The following is a 19838-nucleotide window of genomic DNA, read 5'->3' as shown; positions in this document are numbered from 1 at the left end:
AAAAACTGAATACTGAACACTAATTTTTAAGCGTCCAAATCAACAGTGGTTCTGCTGGCGATTTCTTTGTAAGTTCCGTTTACCAATTTCTCGCGAATGGCTTCAAAAGCAGATAATGTTTGGTCAATATCCGCTAATGTATGAGATGCCGTAGGAATAACGCGCAATAAAATCATTCCTTTTGGAATCACCGGATAAATCACGATCGACAAGAAAATACCGTAGTTTTCTCTTAAATCATTTACCATCACCATCGCTTCCGGCACACTTCCTTCAAGGTAAACTGGAGTAACACAAGTATTGGTATCACCAATATTAAATCCTTTGCTTCTCAAACCACCTTGCAAAGCGTTTACATTTTCCCAAAGTTTATCTTTCAATTCAGATGAATTACGCAATAATTCCAAACGTTTCAATGAACCGATGGTTTGAATCATTGGCAATGCTTTGGCAAACATTTGAGAACGCAAATTGTATTTCAAATAATCGATAATGTCTTTGTCGGCAGCCACGAAAGCACCTATATTCGCCATTGATTTGGCAAAAGTGGAAAAGTAAACATCAATTCCATCTTGGCAACCTTGCTCCTCGCCTGCTCCGGCACCTGTTTTTCCAAGTGTACCAAAACCGTGTGCATCATCAACCAAAAGACGGAAATTGTATTTCTTTTTCATTTCCACAATCTCTTTCAACTTTCCTTGTTGACCACGCATCCCGAAAACACCTTCAGTAATAAAAAGGATTCCTCCACCTTGTTCCGTAGCCAATTTTGTGGCACGTTGCAGGTTTTTCTCCATACTTTCGATGTCGTTGTGTTTGTATGTAAAACGTTTTCCGCTGTGCAAACGAACGCCGTCAATAATACAAGCGTGACCATCAACATCATACACGATCACGTCGTTTCTAGTCACCAAAGCATCAATAATAGACACCATTCCTTGGTAACCAAAATTCAACAAATAAGCCGATTCTTTCATTACAAAAGCAGCTAATTCATTCTCTAATTGTTCGTGATATTTGGTGTGACCGCTCATCATACGTGCTCCCATTGGGGCAGCTGCACCGTATTCAATCGCCGCATCCGCATCTGCTTTACGCACTTCTGGATGATTTGCCAGACCTAAATAATCGTTCAAACTCCAGTTTAAAACCTCTTTTCCTTGAAATTGCATTCTTGGTCCCAATTCGCCTTCCAATTTTGGAAACACAAAATAACCTTCTGCTTGTGAAGCCCATTTTCCCAATGGTCCTTTATTGTTTTGAATTCTTTCGAATAAATCTTTTACCATAATATATTGAGTATTTTATCTTTTTTTGAAGTGGCAAAATTAATTATTTATAATTTATTATGGTCTCGAAAGCAAATTTATTTTTAGATTCCAGTTCATTGACTAATAAAGTAATTTATCACTAATTATAAAATGGAATTACACCCAACAATTTCTTGGTATTTCAATTGCATCCTTTTTACTTTGTATTTTTTTCTTTTTGGTAATTTTCATTACAATCCCAAACCTAGTACCATTAATAACGATAAACTTTGTACATTTGATTCAATAAATACCCACTTCTGGGTACTGAACACTATTTTTATATGTCACAAAACTCCGAAGAACTAAAACTTGCCGTTCTCATTGATGCCGATAATGTTCCTTACAGCAATGTCAAAGGAATGATGGAAGAAGTAGCCAAATACGGAACACCAACCACAAAACGCATTTATGCCGATTGGACCAAGCCCAATGCCGGCGGATGGAAAAGTGTTTTATTGGAACACGCGATTACTCCTATTCAACAATACAGTTACACCGTGGGAAAAAACTCTTCGGATTCGGCCATGATTATCGATGCGATGGATTTGTTGTATTCCGACAAAGTAGATGGTTTTTGCATTGTTTCCAGCGACAGCGATTTCACTCGATTGGCCATCCGTTTGAGGGAATCCGGAATGAAAGTCATTGGTATTGGCGAAAAGAAAACACCCAATTCCTTTATTGTAGCTTGCGATAGATTCATTTACATAGAAGTTTTGGATGGCGCCATCAAGAAGAAATCCCCCAAAACAAGGTTAGCAGAGGAAAACAAAAAAGTCATTGAAAAAGTGGCCGCAAAAATTCCCGAGAAAACGGAAGAAAAACCCCTCAATAAAATCGATAACCAAACCATAGAACTCATCGAAGACACCCTCGATGCTATTGGCGATGAAGATGGTTGGGCATTTCTTGGCGATGTGGGAAACCTCATAGTGAAGAAAAAACCGGAATTCGACCCCAGAAATTACGGGTTTTCAAAACTAACTCCCATGTTGAAATCCTTATCTGATATTCTAGAAATTGATGAAAGAGAATCCGACAAAAAAGGAATCAAACACGTTTTTGTAAGGTTGCGCTACAGTTAAACATAAGTTGATATAACACAAAAAAGGAGGCCGTTTATAGGCCTCCAATTGTTGATTTTGATTTACCATTATCAGTTTCTACCTTACGATACAACTGACTATTGAATAATCTTCTCTGTTCAGATTGAAATAAACAAGTAATTAATCAAAACCACACTCAAATGTACAAAATATTTATTTCAAACAATTGAAATAGAATAGTTTAACTTCAAATTAACGCAATATTTTTTTTAAATTATTAATAATTTATTCCAACAATCGAATTTCGAATTATTCCATGAATAATCCAATTCAACCATTTGATTAGGAAACAAAAAAAGGAGGCCTTTTTACAGACCTCCAATTGTAAATTTTGATTTACCAATATTGGCTCATACCGTTACTGGTATGTCCGATGATGAGTTGTCCTATTCCATTATGAAATAAACATTCTCAAGTAATGAATCAAAACCACATTCAAATTTACAAAATATTTATTTTAAAAAACTGAAATTAAGCAGTTTAACATCTAATTAACGCAATGTTTTTTTTAAATTATCAATAATGCATTCCAACAATCGAATTTCGAATTATTACACAAATAATCCAATTCATCCATTTGAAGAGGAAACAAAAAAGGAGGACTTTTTACAGTCCTCCAATTTGTATGTTCTGATTTATCATTATCCAACTTATACTTGATTCGGTATAGCAGACTATTGAGATACTTTTTCTAATATTAAAATATTTATGATATTATATGCTCAAGTAATCAATCAAAACAACACCCAAATTTACGATTAATTACAATACAAAATATTGATTTACATTATTTTAACAACAAATTAAGATGTTAATTTTTCAGGATTGAAAACAAAAAATAAATACCGGTTATTTTGTAAAATACAGATTAAATGTTCCTGAATTACCGGCATAAGTTCCATCAATTTTCAACAACAACTCCGTTGCCGAAAGACTGGCCACATTAAAAGTTCCGTTAAAACTGGTACCTGATACTGAAATTGTAATCGTATTTCCACTTTGTGTCCAAGTTCCTTCTTTTCCTTCAAATACGCAATTCAATGAATAATTGCCATATTTCGCAACACCGCCGGCAATAAGTTCAATGTAGTCTTTATTACATCCATCTTCATTTTTGAAATAATCCGTTGAATAAGGTATCGTAAATCCGCTGGAAGTTGCTGTTGATTTATTGAAAATCCATTTTCCTTCAATATAATTCATATCTACAGGACCGCTATCGTCTTTGGTGCAAGAAGTAAAAACTGTTGCTAAAGTCAATACCAAAAGGAATAAAACAATTGATTTTTTCATGGTTTTTTCTAATTTGATAAGCATACAATGATAAGTAAAAATTTGCAACCAAAAAAGATTGTCAGTTCATCTACCCACTATTACTTAAAATTATGAGTTAAAACTTATTATTCTATAAAAAACAGTTTCAATATCCCTTTATCAAAATGAAAATCGAATATAACAATACCATTTTCAAAACGTTGTATCTTTGTTTTTTTATCCAATTAAATAAATGAAAATGAAACTCGTTTTTGCCACCAACAACAAAAATAAAATCCTCGAAGTACAACAATTACTTCCACCAACAATAGAAATCGTGAGCCTGGAAAGCATTGGTTGCTTCGAAGAAATTCCGGAAACAGCCGATACCATCGAAGAAAACGCCATCATAAAAGCCAATTACGTGACCCAAAAATACGGTTACGACTGCTTTGCTGACGATACAGGACTGGAAGTTGAAGCATTAAACGGAGCGCCCGGAGTGTACTCGGCACGTTACGCTGGTGAACAACGCAACCCCGAAGACAACATGGACAAATTATTGGAAGCGTTATCAAATAAAACCAATAGAAATGCCCAGTTTAAAACCGTAATTGCCTTAAACCTCAACGGAAAACAGCATCTTTTTACGGGAATTGCACAGGGTAAAATTACTTTGGAGAGAGCAGGAAATCAAGGTTTTGGCTACGATCCCATATTTCAACCCGAAGGTTTTACAACCACTTTTGCACAACTTTCACTCGAAGAAAAGGGCGCCATCAGCCATCGTGGCAAGGCTACAGCGCAACTCATCGCCTTCCTAAAAAACTAACTATTTGATTTTCAAATAACAATAAATTGGCAAATCTAAATTACCCATTAGATTTTCTCGTTTATTCGACGTACCTTTGCGCCAAATTTTAAAAACATATATGAATAAATTTGAACAATTAGGATTGAGTGAATCGCTACAGCGTGCGATTATCGATCTAGGATTTGAGAATCCGACCGAAGTACAGGAGAAAGCGATTCCCCTATTATTGGAACAAGACACAGATTTAGTTGCGTTGGCTCAGACAGGGACAGGGAAAACGGCAGCTTTTGGTTTTCCAGTCATCCAAAAAATTGATGCCGACAACAGAAATACACAGGCGTTAATCTTATCACCTACCCGCGAACTATGTTTGCAAATTACAAACGAACTTAAAAACTACTCCAAATACGAAAAAGGTATCAATGTAGTGGCTGTTTATGGTGGTGCGAGTATTACAGAACAGGCTAGAGAAATCAAAAGAGGAGCACAAATTATCGTGGCTACTCCAGGAAGAATGCAAGACATGATTAACAGGGGATTGGTAAACATTACCCAAATTAATTACTGTATCCTTGACGAAGCAGACGAAATGTTGAATATGGGATTCTACGAAGACATCGTAAACATCCTTTCGACCACGCCTGACGAAAAAAACACATGGTTATTCTCGGCTACCATGCCGCAAGAAGTGGCCCGTATTGCCAAACAATTTATGGCAAACCCATTGGAAATTACCGTTGGTACCAAAAACTCTGGTTCGGCTACCGTTTCCCACGAATTTTACTTGGTAAATGCTCGTGACCGTTACGAAGCTTTGAAACGATTGGCCGATGCCAACCCGGACATTTTCTCGGTAGTTTTTTGTAGAACCAAACGTGACACACAAGCTGTTGCCGAAAAATTAATCGAAGACGGATACAGTGCTGCCGCTTTGCACGGAGATTTATCCCAAGCACAACGTGACGGGGTAATGAAATCGTTTAGAGGTCGTCAAATCCAAATGCTTGTGGCTACCGACGTGGCTGCTCGTGGAATTGACGTTGACAATGTAACCCACGTGGTAAACTATCAATTGCCTGACGAAATCGAAACCTACAATCACCGTTCTGGCCGTACTGGTCGTGCCGGAAAATTGGGAACTTCGATCGTTATCGTGACCAAAAGTGAAATCCGCAAGATTTCGGCCATCGAAAGAATCATCAAACAGAAATTCGAAGAAAAAACAATTCCATCTGGAATCGAAATCTGCGAAATCCAGTTGTTGCACTTGGCTACCAAAATTAAAGATACTGAAGTAGATCACGAAATTGACAACTACTTGCCGGCCATCAACAATGTATTGGAAGGTTTGTCGAAAGAAGAATTAATCAAGAAAATGGTGTCTGTTGAATTCAACCGTTTCATCAATTACTACAAGAAAACAAGAGATATTTCTTCTCAATCTTCAGGTTCACGCGACCGTGACGACAGGGAACCAAGAGAAAACAACAATGGTGGTGCCACAAGATATTTCGTGAACATTGGTTCAAGAGACAATTTCGACTGGATGTCATTGAAGGATTACTTGAAAGAAACATTGGACTTGGGTCGTGACGACGTTTTCAAAGTAGATGTAAAAGAAGGTTTCTCTTTCTTCAACACCGATCCGGAACACACGGACAGGGTTATGGAAATATTAAACAACGTACAATTGGAAGGACGCAGAATCAACGTGGAAATTTCCAAAAATGACGGTGGCGGAAGACGTGACCACAACGGAAGAAGCTCTGGAGGTTTTGGTGGCGGAAGAAGTTCAGCTCCAAGAAGAGAAAGAAACTTTGCTCCAAGACGTGAAGGCGGATTCAGAAGCGAAAGAAGTTCAGCTCCAAGAGAAGGTGGATTCAGAAGCGAAAGAAGTTCCGGTTCAAGAAGAGAAGGCTCTTCTGACAGGGCTCCAAGACGCGACGGAGGTTCTTCGGAAAGACCGGCAAGACGCTCAGAAAGCTTTGGTGACGCACCAAGAGAAAGAAGACCAAGAAGAAGCTAACACATTTTGTTAATTTTCTTATAATTATACTGAAACTACAAAATATTTAATCCCGTTTTATTACTTTTAAAGTTTTAAATCAGTTTATGAAATATTTTGTAGTTTTCTTTTTTTTAATACTCTCCTCAACAACTTTTTCACAAGTTATTGAACCTGCCCAAACCGTTACCGGGACTATTATCAACGACAATACGAAATTCCCTTTACCGAATGTAAATATCATCAACATCAATAAAGTGAGAGGTACAACTACGGACGAAAGAGGTAATTTTGAACTTGCGGTATCCGTAAACGATACTTTGCACATCAGTTGTATTGGTTTTCAATCCCTGAAAATTAGGGTTACCAATGACTGGGTAAAAACCAAAAACACGACCATCCAACTTACCGAAAAAGCCTACGCGCTTGAAGAAGTAATCATTGGACGATACAACTTAACCGGCTATCTCGAAGTCGATTCCAAATTAATTCCTACCAAAGAAAACTACCGTTACAGCATTTCTGGATTGACCGAAGGTTATGAGGCCGGCGAATATTCTCCAAATGCTTTCGGAAAAGTAATGGGTTCCATATTTAATCCAGCTGATGCGCTTTATAACTTTTTTGGAAAGAAACCCACAGAACTCAAAAGGTTGAAAGAAATGAAGAAGGACGATACCGTTCGAAATGTACTGGAAACCAAGTATGATCGAGAAACCATTGCCGTACTTCTGGGTGTGGACAAAAATGAAGTTGCCGAAATTCTCGAACGATGCAATTACTCCGAATCCTTTGTTAAAACAGCCAATGACCTGCAAATTCTCGACGCCATTAGCTCCTGTTATGAAGAATACAAAATCTTGAAAAGAAAATAACAAAAAATAAATCTACACTTAAAAAATATTAATCCCTGACTGTTCAAAATAGTCAGGGATTTTTTTATTTCTAATTTTTCCTGAAAAGGGAACTGTAAATACAATAAAACGAGAAGCATAAAAAAAAGTCACAACTAAAAGTCATTTTTGAAAATAGGATTTTGATGCAAAACCGAAACTTCTTTTTGTATATTTGATTTTGGTAATTATACTAAAACATAAAAACATGCTATTTCCAAACAAATTACGATTTTCGATATTTTCCCTTTTTATTTTAACAGCGGCAACAGCTCAATCCATTTTGCCTCCCGAAATTCCGTGGAATGGAAAAAGTGAATTATTAATAGCCAAGTCCAATAATCCTTGGCTTACGCCAACAGAAAAATCAGGTTTCATAACCACGCCCGATTATAACGAAACGATGAATTGGTTGAAGAAACTCTCTGATGCCTCGCCTTTGATAAGTATGGTTTCCATCGGTAAAAGTCTCGAAGGAAGAGACATTTTCATGATTATAGCTTCTTCAGAAAAAACGGTTACGGCATCATCATTAAAGAAATCAGGAAAACCATTATTATTCGTTCAAGCGGGTATTCATTCTGGAGAAATTGACGGCAAAGATGCTGGAATGATGTTGTTGCGCGACATTGCTTTTGGAAATAAAAAACAACTCTTGAACGGCGTAAATTTATTATTTGTCCCCATCCTGAATGTGGATGGACATGAACGCAGTTCCGCTTTCAACAGACCGAACCAAAGAGGTCCACAGAATATGGGATGGAGAACTAACGCCCAAAATCTTAACCTCAACAGAGATTATACCAAGCTGGATACCAAAGAAATAAAAGCCGTAATTGAGGTAATGAACCAATACGATCCACTACTTTATATGGACATCCACGTCACTGACGGAGCAGATTATCAATACGACATCACCTTTGGCGGATTGAAAGAACAAGGACATTCCATGGAAATTTCCAACTGGTTGTCCACAAAATTCAAACCTCAAGCAGACAGCGACTTGTCTGCAAACGGACATATTCCTGGACAATTATTATTTTCTGTAAACGACCGTGATTTTTCGCAAGGCAATATGTTGACAATGGGTGATCCACGATTTTCTGACGCTTATGGCGACTTGCGACACATGGCCAGCGTCTTGGTAGAAAACCATTCCTTGAAACCATTCAAGCAAAGAGTGTTGGGAACGTATGTTTTACTAGAAAGCACTTTAAAATTATTGGCAAAAGAAGGTAAATCGCTCCAAGAAAGCACACTGTCCGACAGAGCCAAAAGAGCATCAAAAATCCCATTGAAGTGGAAAATTCCACAAATGAAAACAGCCGTAACCTTTGAATCACAATCTAGTTTAAAAAAAACAGATGCCTCGGCGCAAGCTCCCGATAGCCTAAATCTTTTAGGAATTGAATCAAAAATTGTCAAATCATCCATAACCAATGCAGATTATGTGGAATGGACCGGCAAACCAATTACAATGACCATTGCCAATTACAAAGGAACCGAAGCACTGGAATATGCCAACCGACCAAAAGCTTATTATGTGCCGGCAACTTATCCTGAAGTAATAGACCGTCTAAAATTGCACGGCATTCAAATGGAGATTCTAAAACAATCTCGCGAAGTAACGGTAGAAATGTATCGCATTCAGGATGCTAAATTTGGAAATACTGATGGCAAAACAACTCCCTTCGAAGGACATATCCAAGTAACTGGAACACCAAAACCCGAAATACACAAACAGTTATTTGTTGCAGGTTCTGCTTATATTTCGACAGACCAACCTTTGGGAGACCTCGCCATATTATTATTGGAACCCAAATCACCTGATTCGTATTTAAGTTGGGGATTTTTTGACCAAATCTTTCAGCGCACAGAATACATAGAAGCTTATGTAATGGAGCCCACCATCAAAAAAATGCTTGAAGAATCTCCTGAATTACGAAAAGAATTTGAACAAAAGAAAGCTCAAGACGTGATGTTTGCCAACAACCCAAATGCCATATTCACTTGGTTTTACAGCAAAACAAAACATTATGATAACCGCTATTTATTGTATCCCGTAGGCAAAGAAATGTAAGTTGAATTTAGATTAAGCAAACATCTTTATTATTCAAATCAAATAAAAATTAGAAAGACTCACTTTATTTTCCAAAATTGGGTTTTGAATTAATTCAATTGAATTCCACTTTCTTCAAGTATCGAAGAGAGGTAAATACTTTGACTTGGATCATATTTTTCCACACCACTCTGGTACCATTTCGATATTATGTTGATTTGGTACAAAGTATACTTGTTTGTGTCTTCTATGCTCAATCCAAGCAAGCCTGCCAACAGAAAATCTTCCAAAACTTTAGTTGTAACAATATGTTGTGGAATTCCTTCTGCAATACGTCCGTTCATTTCCTCATAATCCATCCTTCCAGAATTAAATCCAGAAATAAAAGCCACACTATTTTTTTCGCTGTTAATTTCCAGAAATGGATTAAAACCATTAGAATATCCTTGAAAATACTCTTGTCTATAAGTAGTGCTGAATATGTTTTTTGTATCCATGGAGAGATTTGTTTTTAAAACTTCGTTACAAACCTATCAACAATATCTTACCAAAAACACAAAAATCGTTTAAAGGAAAAAAAACTCTTTAAATAACAAGGCCCATGTCGTTTATCGATAAAAAATGAACTTGACAAGTGGCTATTTTAAAACTGATTGTAATACCGCTCTTCTATTCTTTTGATGTCTTTTATGGATTTTTTGGCCCAAGCCAATCGCTTAACCAAAATTTGCTCTTCGGATAAATGCCAATCAATATTTGAATGTCGCAAACGATTCATCAAGTTTTGAATAATAATGGCTGCCGAAACCGAAATATTCAAGCTTTCGGTAAAACCAACCATTGGTATTTTAAGAAAACCATCGGCTCGTTGCAAGATTTCCTCCGACAATCCATCTCGTTCCGTTCCAAAAAACAAGGCGCTAGGTTTAGAAATATCAAAATCGTCCAACAAACAATCATTTTCGTGTGGCGTGGTGGCAATGATTTGGTAACCTTTATTTTTCATTGCATCCACACAATTTGAAACACTATCAAAAGCATTGATGTCAACCCATTTCTGTGCTCCCATCGCGATTTCCTTGTCAATGCTTTTGCCGTAGCGTTGCTCGATCACGTTCAATTCTTGTATTCCAAAAACCTCGCAACTCCGCATTACGGCACTGGCATTGTGCATTTGAAAAATATCCTCGACAACCACCGTAAAATGATTGGTCCTGTTTTCCAATACTTTGAGGAACTTGGTTTTTCTGTTTTCAGTCAGGATGTTTTCAAGAAAATGAAGGTAATCAAGGTCAATCATGTTGTGGAATTATTTTTGGCAAAAATACTAAAAAAGAGTAGTTTAAAACATCTAATTTTGTCATTTCAACGAAGGAGAAATCACATAATAAATAAAAAAAAGAATACTATGAAAAAGAAATTAGTTGTTCTTACCGGAGCCGGAATCAGTGCCGAAAGCGGTATCAAAACCTTCCGCGATGCCGGAGGACTTTGGGAAGGACATAATATTATGGATGTCGCAACGCCCGAAGGCTGGAGGAAAAACCCCAAATTGGTGATGGATTTTTATAACCAAAGACGCCAACAATTACAAGAAGTACAACCCAATTTAGGTCATCAAATCCTGGCCGAATTGGAAAATGATTTCGAAGTTTTCATCATCACTCAAAACGTCGATAACTTACACGAAAAATCAGGAAGTTCAACTGTTTTACACCTTCACGGCGAATTGTTGAAAGTGCGAAGTACAAAGAACAGTAATTACATTCTAGATTGGGAAACCGATTTGAATTTTGGCGATTTCGATGACAAAGGAAACCAGTTGCGACCACACATTGTTTGGTTTGGCGAGGAAGTTCCCGCTTTGGAAGAAGCTGTGGAAATCACGCAACAAGCCGATTTTTTAGCAGTCATTGGAACTTCGTTGCAAGTATATCCTGCAGCGGGATTGATTGAATTTGCCAAACCTGAAATTCCCGTTTTTTATATTGATCCAAAACCGGCCTCGATACCTAATTTGAGAAATCCATTGGAAATTATTCCAATGAATGCCACTGAAGGAGTTGCGGTTTTAAAACAAAGATTATTCGATTTGTCCTAAAAAACCGAACACGGAACACAAAATACTGAACTCTATTCCTTATTTTTGCGCTTTCTAACAACACAACAACAATGACGACTTTAAACGAATTAAACGCCGTATCGCCAATTGACGGAAGATACAGAAGCAAAACCAGTTCCCTTTCAAAATTTTTCTCCGAAGAAGCATTAATCAAATACCGCGTATTGGTTGAAATCGAATATTTCATTGCGCTTTGCGAAATTCCTTTACCACAATTAAAAGACGTAAACACAAATTTATTCGAAAGTCTACGAAATATCTATAAAAACTTCTCCACAGAAGACGCACTTTGGATAAAAGAAACCGAAAAGGTAACCAACCACGATGTAAAAGCCGTGGAATATTTCATAAAAGACGCTTTCGAGAAACTGGGATTATCACAATACAAAGAGTTCATCCACTTTGGACTGACTTCACAAGACATCAACAATACCGCGATTCCGCTTTCGACAAAAGAAGCTTTCGAGAAAATTTATATGCCTTCTTTGATTACTTTGACTTCAAAATTAAAAGAGTTGAGCATCGAATGGAAGGACATTCCAATGCTAGCCAGAACCCACGGACAACCCGCTTCTCCAACACGTTTGGGTAAAGAAATAGGTGTTTTTGTGGAACGTTTGGAAGAGCAAATGCGTTTGTTGTTCAACATTCCGTTTGCTGCTAAATTTGGTGGCGCAACCGGAAATTACAACGCCCATCACGTGGCTTATCCACAAATTGACTGGAAAAAATTTGGTGGCACTTTCGTGGAAGAAAATCTTGGTTTGCACCACTCCTTCCCGACTACACAAATTGAACATTACGATCATTTTGCTGCATTTTTTGATGCGTTGAAAAGAATAAACACCATCATCATTGACTTGGACAGAGATATTTGGACGTATGTTTCGATGGAATATTTCAAGCAAAAAATCAAGGCAGGAGAAATTGGTTCTTCGGCAATGCCGCATAAAGTAAACCCAATTGATTTTGAGAATTCGGAAGGAAACTTGGGAATTGCCAATGCTATTTTCGAACATCTTTCGGCAAAATTACCTGTTTCCAGATTACAACGCGATTTAACGGACAGCACGGTTTTAAGAAACATTGGCGTTCCTATGGGACACACTTTAATCGCTTTTGAAGCTACTTTGAAAGGATTGAACAAACTATTGTTGAACGAACCAAAATTCGAAGAAGATTTAGAAAAAAACTGGGCGGTTGTTGCCGAGGCTATTCAAACAATTTTGCGTCGCGAAGCCTATCCAAATCCTTATGAAGCCTTGAAAGGATTAACAAGAACTAATGCAGCCATTACTAAAGATTCTATTCACGAATTTATTGGAACATTAGAAGTTTCAGCAGAAATCAAAGCCGAATTAATGCAAATCACGCCAAGTAATTTCTTGGGGATTTAATTCCATCCACATTTTTTATGAAAGCCGTCAAAAGACGGCTTTTTTTTGGCATAAATTCAAAAAGACCTTTTAAGTATAGAAATGTCTATTAGCCTTCAATGGTTTTTTGTAATTTAGCCCAGACAGTAGTGGAAAGTCTTTAAGGAAATAGTTTTGAAAAAAACTTGACCAAAGGACTGGAATTACTCCTAAAAAAAACATCTAATTATATGAGTGCAGCTGAAAAAGTAACCGAAGTTTCCCATCATCTAGAACCTTTAATCAGCGATTTGGGATTAATCTTGATGACTGCCGGAATTGCTGTTTTGATATTTAAAAAATTAAAACAACCCTTGGTTTTGGGGTATTTGATTGCCGGTTTTTTGGCGGGAAACCACTTTGATTTTTTTCCGTCGGTAAAAGACATCAAGAGTGTGGAAGTTTGGGCCGAAATTGGCGTTATCTTTTTGTTGTTCAGCTTAGGATTGGAATTCAGTTTTAAAAAGCTGATGAAAGTGGGCGGAACAGCCTCAATTACAGCCGTCACACAAATTGTGACGATGATTTTTATTGGATATTTCGCTGGCCAATGGATGGATTGGTCCAAAATGGACAGTTTGTTTCTTGGTGTTATTCTTTCAATCTCTTCCACGACCATAATTCTCAAAACGTTTGATGAATTGGGTGTAAAGAGCCAAAAATTTGCCGGAATCGTCATTGGTTCGCTGATTGTTCAGGATATTGTTGCCATTTTGATGATGGTTTTGCTGTCGACCATTGCGGTAAGCCAACAATTTTCAGGAATGGAATTGATGCAATCCGTATTGAAACTGGTATTTTTCTTGACAATTTGGTTTGTGGGCGGCATCTTTTTTATTCCCACTTTACTAAAAAAAGCCAAACATTTATTGACGGACGAAATGTTGTTGATTATCTCTCTGGCTTTGTGCCTAATGATGGTGGGCTTGGCAGCCAATGTAGGTTTTTCGCCCGCGCTTGGAGCTTTTATAATGGGTTCCATTATTGCTGAAACGACTCAGGCAGAACACATAGAACATTTGGTAAAACCCGTAAAAGATCTATTTGGAGCTGTTTTCTTCGTGTCAGTGGGAATGTTGATTAATCCAGACACTTTATTTACACATACTTGGCCGGTTGTGATTTTGACTTTTGTTACCATCTTTGGACAGTCGATGAGTTCCACCATTGGCGCCTTGCTTTCGGGACAACCTTTGAAACAATCGGTGCAAACAGGGATGAGTTTATCGCAAATAGGTGAATTCTCGTTCATCATTGCCGCAATGGGAATGACACTGAATGTTACCAGTGATTTTCTGTATCCAATTGTGGTGGCAGTTTCGGCAGTGACGACTTTTACGACGCCTTTTATGGTGAAATTTTCGACTCCATTTTCGGAATATTTATCCAGAAAATTACCTAGAAGATGGATTAAACGAATTGAACGTTACAGTGCCAATACGCAAGCCATAAAATCGGTAAGCAATTGGCAAATTGTCATCAACAGTTACTTGACGCAACTGGTTGTTTTTTCTACCATAATATTGGCCGCCATATTGCTTTCATCCAAATATCTTTTGCCGATGGTGAATGATTTCAAATACGGAAATGCGCTGGGAGCTTTAATTACGTTAATCGCTGTATCTCCTTTTTTATGGGCATTGTCATTACGTCGTTTTGCCGCAAATGAAGTTTCCATTTTGATTGATGAACGCAAATATCGTGGCCCAATAATCATGATGTTTTTGTTTAGGTTGGTACTTTCCATCTTTTTTATTGGCTTTTTATTGAACATTTTCTTCTCTCCTAAAATAGCTTTCCTCGTACTGATTGTTGCCATTATTGTTTACTTCATTTTTCAAAAAAAACTGAACGGACAATATTATAAAATTGAAGGTCATTTCTTGAAGAATTTAAATGACAGAGAAATTGCCAAAGTCAAAAAAACCATCAGCAGCCTGTCACCTTGGGATGAGCACATGGCCTTTTTTGAAATAGCTCCAGCATCAAACATTGCAGGAAAAACCTTGCAAGAATTGCAAATTAGGGAACAAATGGGTGTAAATATCGCCTCCATCAAGCGAGGAGAATTCATGATTAATATTCCCAAAGCTGGGGAACGTTTATTTCCCGGAGATGAAATTTGCGTAATAGGAACCGATGTTCAAGTCAAGGAATTTAAAACCTATCTAGACCAGCACGAAATGGATGCACCCGATGATTTTATCGAACCAGAAATTGTGTTGCGACAAATCGAATTAAAAAACGAAAGTTACATAGGAAAAACGATTCGAGAATCTAAATTAAGGGAAAAAACAAATGGTTTAATTGTAGGCATCGAGAAAAAAAGAAAACGTATCCTGAATCCTGAATCCGACGTGATTCTAGAAAAAGACGATATTCTCTGGATTGTTGGCGACAAAAACTTATTGACAGATCTAGTTCATAATTAACACGTTACATAAATAAACGAGAGGGTTTTATATGTCTTAAAATCCCGTCAAAACAAAATCTCAGTATTTTGTTTTGACGGGATTTTCTGTTTTTTATGATAATTATATCTTAAAAATTAACTTTTGAGAAATACAGACTTATAAAATTTCATAACTTTAATACAATAGAATCTCTGTCAGAATAGCACTGTTATTTAAAAAATAACCTAAAGTGGAAGCGGAAACCTTTTCTCTGTCTTCCCTTAAGCAAAAAGTAGAAATGTTTCGGTAGCAGAAATTAAAATGTTGCATTCCATTTTTTAAAAACAGCAACGATGTCCATCAACAAAATTTTGATTCTATTTTTTCATCCACTGTTTGAAAAATCATGTGCGAATAAATCGTTGGTGAAAAACATTCCCGATTCTAAAAACATCACCTTCCACGATCTTTATGAAGAATATCCTGATTTTGATGTCGACGTAAAACGAGAGCAACAGTTGTTGAACAATCACGATATCATCATCTGGCATCATCCCATGTATTGGTACAATTGTCCGCCGCTGATGAAACAATGGATTGATATGGTGCTCGAATACGGTTGGGCTTATGGCAAAAAAGGGGAAAGCTTGAAGGGTAAAATTATTTTTCAGGTAATTACAACTGGCGGTGATCGGGAAAGTTTTTGCGAAACGGGTAATGATCGGTATCGAATTGTCAATTTGCTGGAACCCTTTAATCAAACGGCAAAAGTATGCAATATGCACTATTTGCCACCATTTGTGATACACGGAACGTATAAAATGAAACCGGAAGATTGCGAAAAAAATGGTTTGAATTATGGTCTTTTTCTAGATTATTTGGAGAAAAACAATCTAGAAACTACTGAAATTTCAAGCTACGAATATATGAACGATTGGTTTTTTACAAAACAGAATTAGTATGGAAACAGATTTTCTCTTTCAAGCAGTTATCTATTTATCGGCAGCGGTTGTATTTGTTCCCATCGCCAAAAAACTGGGAATGAGTTCCATTTTAGGCTACTTGCTGGCAGGGATTATTATTGGCCCTTTTGTATTGGGATTAATCGGTCAAGAAGGTCACGACATTATGCGTTTTGCCGAATTTGGTATCGTAATGATGCTGTTTTTGATAGGCTTGGAAATGGAACCTGGCAAGTCTTGGAAAATTCGAAAAATCTTTTTCGGTATGGGCTCCATGCAATTATTTGGCACAATATTGATTGTATTTATGGGATGCATTCTCTTTATGGATTGGAATTGGAAGACCACGTTAGCCATTTCATCCACATTGGCCTTATCCTCTTCCGCAATTGTATTGCAAAGTCTATCCGAAAAAGGATTGAGAAATACCGCGCTAGGACAATCCTCTTTTGCCGTTCTGCTTTTTCAAGATATTGCGGTAATTCCTATTTTAGTTTTTTTGCCCATTCTGGCAACATCGATTCCAAACGCAGCACATGACGTTCATCAATCCTTGATTTCAAGTTTTCCCGGTTGGATACAAGCTGGAATTATTGTTGGAATTATTTCGCTCATTTATTTTGGCGGTCGTTTTCTGTTTGTTTTATTATTCAAAATTATAGCCAAAACGCGCCTCCAAGAATTATTTACCGCCTCGGCTTTGCTGCTGGTGGTGAGTATTTCATGTTTGATGCATTTGATAGGAATTAGTCCAGCCCTTGGAACTTTTTTGTCCGGTGTTGTGCTAGCCAATTCTGAATTTCGACACGAATTGGAAGGCGATATTGCTCCATTCAAAGGATTGCTTTTAGGCTTGTTTTTTATTGGCGTAGGCGCATCGATCAATTTTCAACTTGTTATGGACAATCCGCTATTTATTCTTGTTTTTGGAGCTGTGCTCACATTCATAAAATTTACGGTTTCCTTTTTAATTAGCCGATTTTACAAAAAGAAAACAGAAGAAAACACACTATTTGCCCTTGGCTTAAGCCAATCCGGAGAATTTGGTTTCGTGATTATGAGTTTCTGCATTCAATTAAATATTGTTCCAACTATTTTGGCCAACCAAATTATGGCAATCATCGCAATGAGTATGGTATCTACACCCTTTTTGCAATTCATCAATGAACGTTTTATGCTCCAAAATTCAAAAATCAATAAAAAGGAAAGTGAAGAAGAAAGTGCCATAATTAATGAACATAATCCTGTTATCATAGCTGGTTTTGGCCATTTTGGGAGTACCGTGGGGCGATTGTTGAGAGCCAACAAGATAAAATCAACCATATTGGACAATGATTGTGACCAAATTGATTTCTTGCGAAAAATGGGTTTCAAGGCGCATTATGGCGATGCCACGAGATTAGAATTATTGGAAGCTGCCGGTTGTGCCAATGCAAAACTCTTTATTGCCGCAATTGATAATCCCAAAACAAATTTGAGCATAATTGAAACGTTACGGGTACATTTTCCAAATTTAAAAATCCTCACTCGTGCCCGTAACAGAATCGACGCCTACGAATTAATCGATTATAAAATAGCGCATATTTATCGAGAAACCTTGTACAGTGCCGTAAATATGGGCATAGATGTTTTGGTGGAATTGGGATATCGAAAATACACGGCAACCCGTCAAGCCACTCAATTTATAAAAAATGATGAAATAACGACACGCAAATTAGCCAAAAAAAGATACAATAAAATGGCTTATTTAACCACCATAAATGCAGAAATAAAATGGCTGGAACAACTCCTGAAAAATGATTTAGAATCACAAAAAGCCGCAAACAATCACAGTTGGGACAGTGAACACTTAAAGAAAAAAATGGCGGAATAATCAAAAAAGGCACAAAAAATGAATCTTGTGCCTTTTGAATTTTAGACTTTCGCCTTTAAAACTATTTTATCTCGAATAATTCGGAGCTTCTTTGGTAATCGTCACATTATGCGGATGACTTTCGGTAATTCCACTTGATGTGATGCGCACGAAACGTCCTGTTTCCTGCAATGTTGGAACATCTTTTGCACCACAATAACCCATTCCGGCACGAAGTCCACCAATGAATTGTTGCATGCTTTCTTCCAATTCTCCTTTGTAAGGCACACGACCCACAATTCCTTCGGGAACCAGTTTTTTAACATCATCTTCCACATCTTGGAAATAACGGTCTTTTGAACCACCTTCCATTGCTTCAACAGAACCCATTCCGCGGTAGGATTTGAATTTTCTTCCTTCGAAAATAATGGTTTCGCCTGGTGATTCTTTGGTACCTGCCAGAAGTGAACCTAACATTACACAATCAGCACCGGCAGCAATTGCTTTAGGAATATCTCCCGTGTAGCGAATTCCACCATCGGCAATAACGGGAACTCCAGTTCCTTTTAAAGCGGCGGCAACTTCGAGAACGGCAGAAAATTGAGGAAAACCGACACCTGCAATAATACGAGTGGTACAAATAGAACCTGGTCCAATTCCAACTTTTACACCATCGGCACCATTCTCGACAAGGAATTTAGCGGCTTCTGGCGTGGCTATATTTCCGACGATAACATCTATTTCCGGAAAATTTGTTTTTACGTCTTTCAATACATTGACAACACCTTGTGTATGACCGTGGGCGGTATCAATAATGATGGCATCGACACCGGCTTGAACCAATGCTTTGGCTCTTTCGAGTGCATCGCCTGTTACACCAATGGCTGCCGCAACACGCAAACGACCATAAACATCTTTGTTGGCGTTTGGTTTTTGGGTTAATTTGGTAATATCTCTAAAAGTGATCAATCCGACCAATTTATTTTGGGCATTGACCACCGGAAGTTTTTCGATTTTGTATCCTTGAAGAACGACTTCGGCTTGACCAAGAGAAGTTCCTTCGGAAACTGTAACCAAATTTTGGCTGGTCATCACTTCGATAATAGGTCTGGCATTATTTTTTTCGAAACGTAAATCTCTATTCGTCACAATTCCTTTCAAGACTTTATTTTCATCAACAATCGGAATACCGCCAATGCCAAATTCTTTCATGGCATTTTTCGCATCGGCCACGTTTGAAGACAAAGGCAATGTCACGGGATCGATAATCATTCCGGATTCGGCACGTTTTACTTTGCGTACTTTGGCCGCTTGTTGTTCGATGGTCATATTTTTGTGCAAAACGCCAATTCCTCCTTCTTGAGCGATGGCAATTGCCATGGCACTTTCGGTAACGGTATCCATCGCTGCGGACACAATTGGAACATTTAGTGAAATATTTCTGGAAAATCTTGATTTTATACTCACTTCGCGAGGAAGTACATTAGAGTAATTTGGAACTAATAAAACATCATCGTAAGTTAAACCTTCGCCGATAATCTTGGAGTTATGTGCTATCATTGCAATTTGAAGTTGTAGTTAAATTGCGTGCAAATATAGTTAATCTTAAGCAAAACAACATCATACTTAAATGATAAATGATTAAATTGC

General features: G+C 37.5%; 15 protein-coding genes. 10 read left to right on the top strand and 5 right to left on the bottom strand.

Annotated elements, in window-relative coordinates; all coding sequences use genetic code 11:
- Positions 1–26 precede the first annotated feature (26 nt).
- Complete coding sequence (locus C0430_RS02005) at positions 27–1289, bottom strand: aminotransferase class I/II-fold pyridoxal phosphate-dependent enzyme (RefSeq protein WP_290864945.1); 1263 nt, start codon at positions 1287–1289, stop codon at positions 27–29.
- A gap of 305 nt (positions 1290–1594) precedes the next feature.
- On the opposite strand from C0430_RS02005, the gene C0430_RS02000 reads away from it, so the two are divergent.
- Positions 1595–2398 (top strand): NYN domain-containing protein, encoded by an 804-nt coding sequence (locus C0430_RS02000; RefSeq protein WP_290864943.1) that lies wholly within the window; start codon positions 1595–1597, stop codon positions 2396–2398.
- Between the two features lie 870 nt (positions 2399–3268).
- On the opposite strand, the gene C0430_RS01995 is transcribed toward C0430_RS02000, so the two are convergent.
- Positions 3269–3712 carry a lipocalin family protein gene (locus C0430_RS01995; protein ID WP_290864941.1) on the bottom strand — a complete coding sequence of 148 codons (444 nt, stop codon included), beginning with the start codon at positions 3710–3712 and terminating at the stop codon, positions 3269–3271.
- Between the two features lie 220 nt (positions 3713–3932).
- On the opposite strand from C0430_RS01995, the gene C0430_RS01990 reads away from it, so the two are divergent.
- The 4 genes from C0430_RS01990 (at position 3933) to C0430_RS01975 (ending at position 9465) form a co-directional block, all read left to right on the top strand.
- The gene (locus C0430_RS01990; protein ID WP_290864968.1) at positions 3933–4505 is read left to right on the top strand and encodes a non-canonical purine NTP diphosphatase; all 573 of its coding nucleotides are present in this window, start codon (positions 3933–3935) and stop codon (positions 4503–4505) included.
- Between the two features lie 100 nt (positions 4506–4605).
- The gene (locus tag C0430_RS01985) at positions 4606–6513 is read left to right on the top strand and encodes a DEAD/DEAH box helicase (protein WP_290864939.1); all 1908 of its coding nucleotides are present in this window, start codon (positions 4606–4608) and stop codon (positions 6511–6513) included.
- 86 nt (positions 6514–6599) lie between these two features.
- Positions 6600–7367, top strand: a complete 768-nt coding sequence (locus C0430_RS01980) for a carboxypeptidase-like regulatory domain-containing protein (RefSeq protein ID WP_290864937.1) — start codon at positions 6600–6602, stop codon at positions 7365–7367.
- Between the two features lie 226 nt (positions 7368–7593).
- Positions 7594–9465, top strand: coding sequence for a M14 family metallopeptidase (locus C0430_RS01975; RefSeq protein WP_290864936.1), 1872 nt, complete (start codon positions 7594–7596; stop codon positions 9463–9465).
- Between the two features lie 89 nt (positions 9466–9554).
- Here the strand turns inward: C0430_RS01975 and C0430_RS01970 are convergent, their stop codons facing one another.
- Positions 9555–9941 carry a hypothetical protein gene (locus C0430_RS01970; protein WP_290864933.1) on the bottom strand — a complete coding sequence of 129 codons (387 nt, stop codon included), beginning with the start codon at positions 9939–9941 and terminating at the stop codon, positions 9555–9557.
- Positions 9942–10087: 146 nt separating this feature from the next.
- The gene (locus C0430_RS01965; RefSeq protein ID WP_290864931.1) at positions 10088–10744 is read right to left on the bottom strand and encodes an RNA methyltransferase; all 657 of its coding nucleotides are present in this window, start codon (positions 10742–10744) and stop codon (positions 10088–10090) included.
- A gap of 108 nt (positions 10745–10852) precedes the next feature.
- Here C0430_RS01965 and C0430_RS01960 point away from each other — a divergent pair, with 108 nt between their 5' ends.
- From C0430_RS01960 to C0430_RS01940, 5 genes are all read left to right on the top strand, one after another.
- Positions 10853–11545 carry an NAD-dependent deacylase gene (locus tag C0430_RS01960; protein ID WP_290864929.1) on the top strand — a complete coding sequence of 231 codons (693 nt, stop codon included), beginning with the start codon at positions 10853–10855 and terminating at the stop codon, positions 11543–11545.
- Positions 11546–11616: 71 nt separating this feature from the next.
- Complete coding sequence (purB, locus tag C0430_RS01955) at positions 11617–12963, top strand: adenylosuccinate lyase (RefSeq protein WP_290864927.1); 1347 nt, start codon at positions 11617–11619, stop codon at positions 12961–12963.
- A gap of 209 nt (positions 12964–13172) precedes the next feature.
- The gene (locus tag C0430_RS01950; RefSeq protein WP_290864925.1) at positions 13173–15413 is read left to right on the top strand and encodes a cation:proton antiporter; all 2241 of its coding nucleotides are present in this window, start codon (positions 13173–13175) and stop codon (positions 15411–15413) included.
- Between the two features lie 314 nt (positions 15414–15727).
- Positions 15728–16333, top strand: coding sequence for an NAD(P)H-dependent oxidoreductase (locus C0430_RS01945; RefSeq protein WP_290864923.1), 606 nt, complete (start codon positions 15728–15730; stop codon positions 16331–16333).
- A gap of 1 nt (position 16334) precedes the next feature.
- Complete coding sequence (locus C0430_RS01940; protein ID WP_290864920.1) at positions 16335–18209, top strand: cation:proton antiporter; 1875 nt, start codon at positions 16335–16337, stop codon at positions 18207–18209.
- A gap of 66 nt (positions 18210–18275) precedes the next feature.
- Here C0430_RS01940 and guaB read toward each other — a convergent pair whose 3' ends face one another.
- Positions 18276–19748: an IMP dehydrogenase gene (guaB, locus tag C0430_RS01935; protein WP_290864918.1), complete on the bottom strand. Its 1473-nt coding sequence runs from the start codon at positions 19746–19748 to the stop codon at positions 18276–18278.
- Positions 19749–19838 lie beyond the last annotated feature (90 nt).

Origin of the sequence: Flavobacterium sp., assembly GCF_013823965.1 — a bacterium.
Lineage (GTDB): Bacteria > Bacteroidota > Bacteroidia > Flavobacteriales > Flavobacteriaceae > Flavobacterium.
Note: the sequence above shows the minus strand (reverse complement) of the source record. Positions and strands in the feature narration are given on the sequence as shown.

Bases quoted from the DNA above. Each gene is read 5' to 3' on its own strand.
- C0430_RS01985 (WP_290864939.1), top strand. From the start codon at position 4,606: ATGAATAAATTTGAACAATTAGGATTGAGTGAATCGCTACAGCGTGCG.
- purB (WP_290864927.1), top strand. From the start codon at position 11,617: ATGACGACTTTAAACGAATTAAACGCCGTATCGCCAATTGACGGAAGA.
- C0430_RS01970 (WP_290864933.1), bottom strand. From the start codon at position 9,941: ATGGATACAAAAAACATATTCAGCACTACTTATAGACAAGAGTATTTT.
- C0430_RS02005 (WP_290864945.1), bottom strand. From the start codon at position 1,289: ATGGTAAAAGATTTATTCGAAAGAATTCAAAACAATAAAGGACCATTG.
- C0430_RS01945 (WP_290864923.1), top strand. From the start codon at position 15,728: ATGTCCATCAACAAAATTTTGATTCTATTTTTTCATCCACTGTTTGAA.
- C0430_RS01975 (WP_290864936.1), top strand. From the start codon at position 7,594: ATGCTATTTCCAAACAAATTACGATTTTCGATATTTTCCCTTTTTATT.
- C0430_RS01995 (WP_290864941.1), bottom strand. From the start codon at position 3,712: ATGAAAAAATCAATTGTTTTATTCCTTTTGGTATTGACTTTAGCAACA.
- C0430_RS01940 (WP_290864920.1), top strand. From the start codon at position 16,335: ATGGAAACAGATTTTCTCTTTCAAGCAGTTATCTATTTATCGGCAGCG.
- C0430_RS02000 (WP_290864943.1), top strand. From the start codon at position 1,595: ATGTCACAAAACTCCGAAGAACTAAAACTTGCCGTTCTCATTGATGCC.
- C0430_RS01960 (WP_290864929.1), top strand. From the start codon at position 10,853: ATGAAAAAGAAATTAGTTGTTCTTACCGGAGCCGGAATCAGTGCCGAA.
- guaB (WP_290864918.1), bottom strand. From the start codon at position 19,748: ATGATAGCACATAACTCCAAGATTATCGGCGAAGGTTTAACTTACGAT.
- C0430_RS01980 (WP_290864937.1), top strand. From the start codon at position 6,600: ATGAAATATTTTGTAGTTTTCTTTTTTTTAATACTCTCCTCAACAACT.
- C0430_RS01990 (WP_290864968.1), top strand. From the start codon at position 3,933: ATGAAACTCGTTTTTGCCACCAACAACAAAAATAAAATCCTCGAAGTA.
- C0430_RS01965 (WP_290864931.1), bottom strand. From the start codon at position 10,744: ATGATTGACCTTGATTACCTTCATTTTCTTGAAAACATCCTGACTGAA.
- C0430_RS01950 (WP_290864925.1), top strand. From the start codon at position 13,173: ATGAGTGCAGCTGAAAAAGTAACCGAAGTTTCCCATCATCTAGAACCT.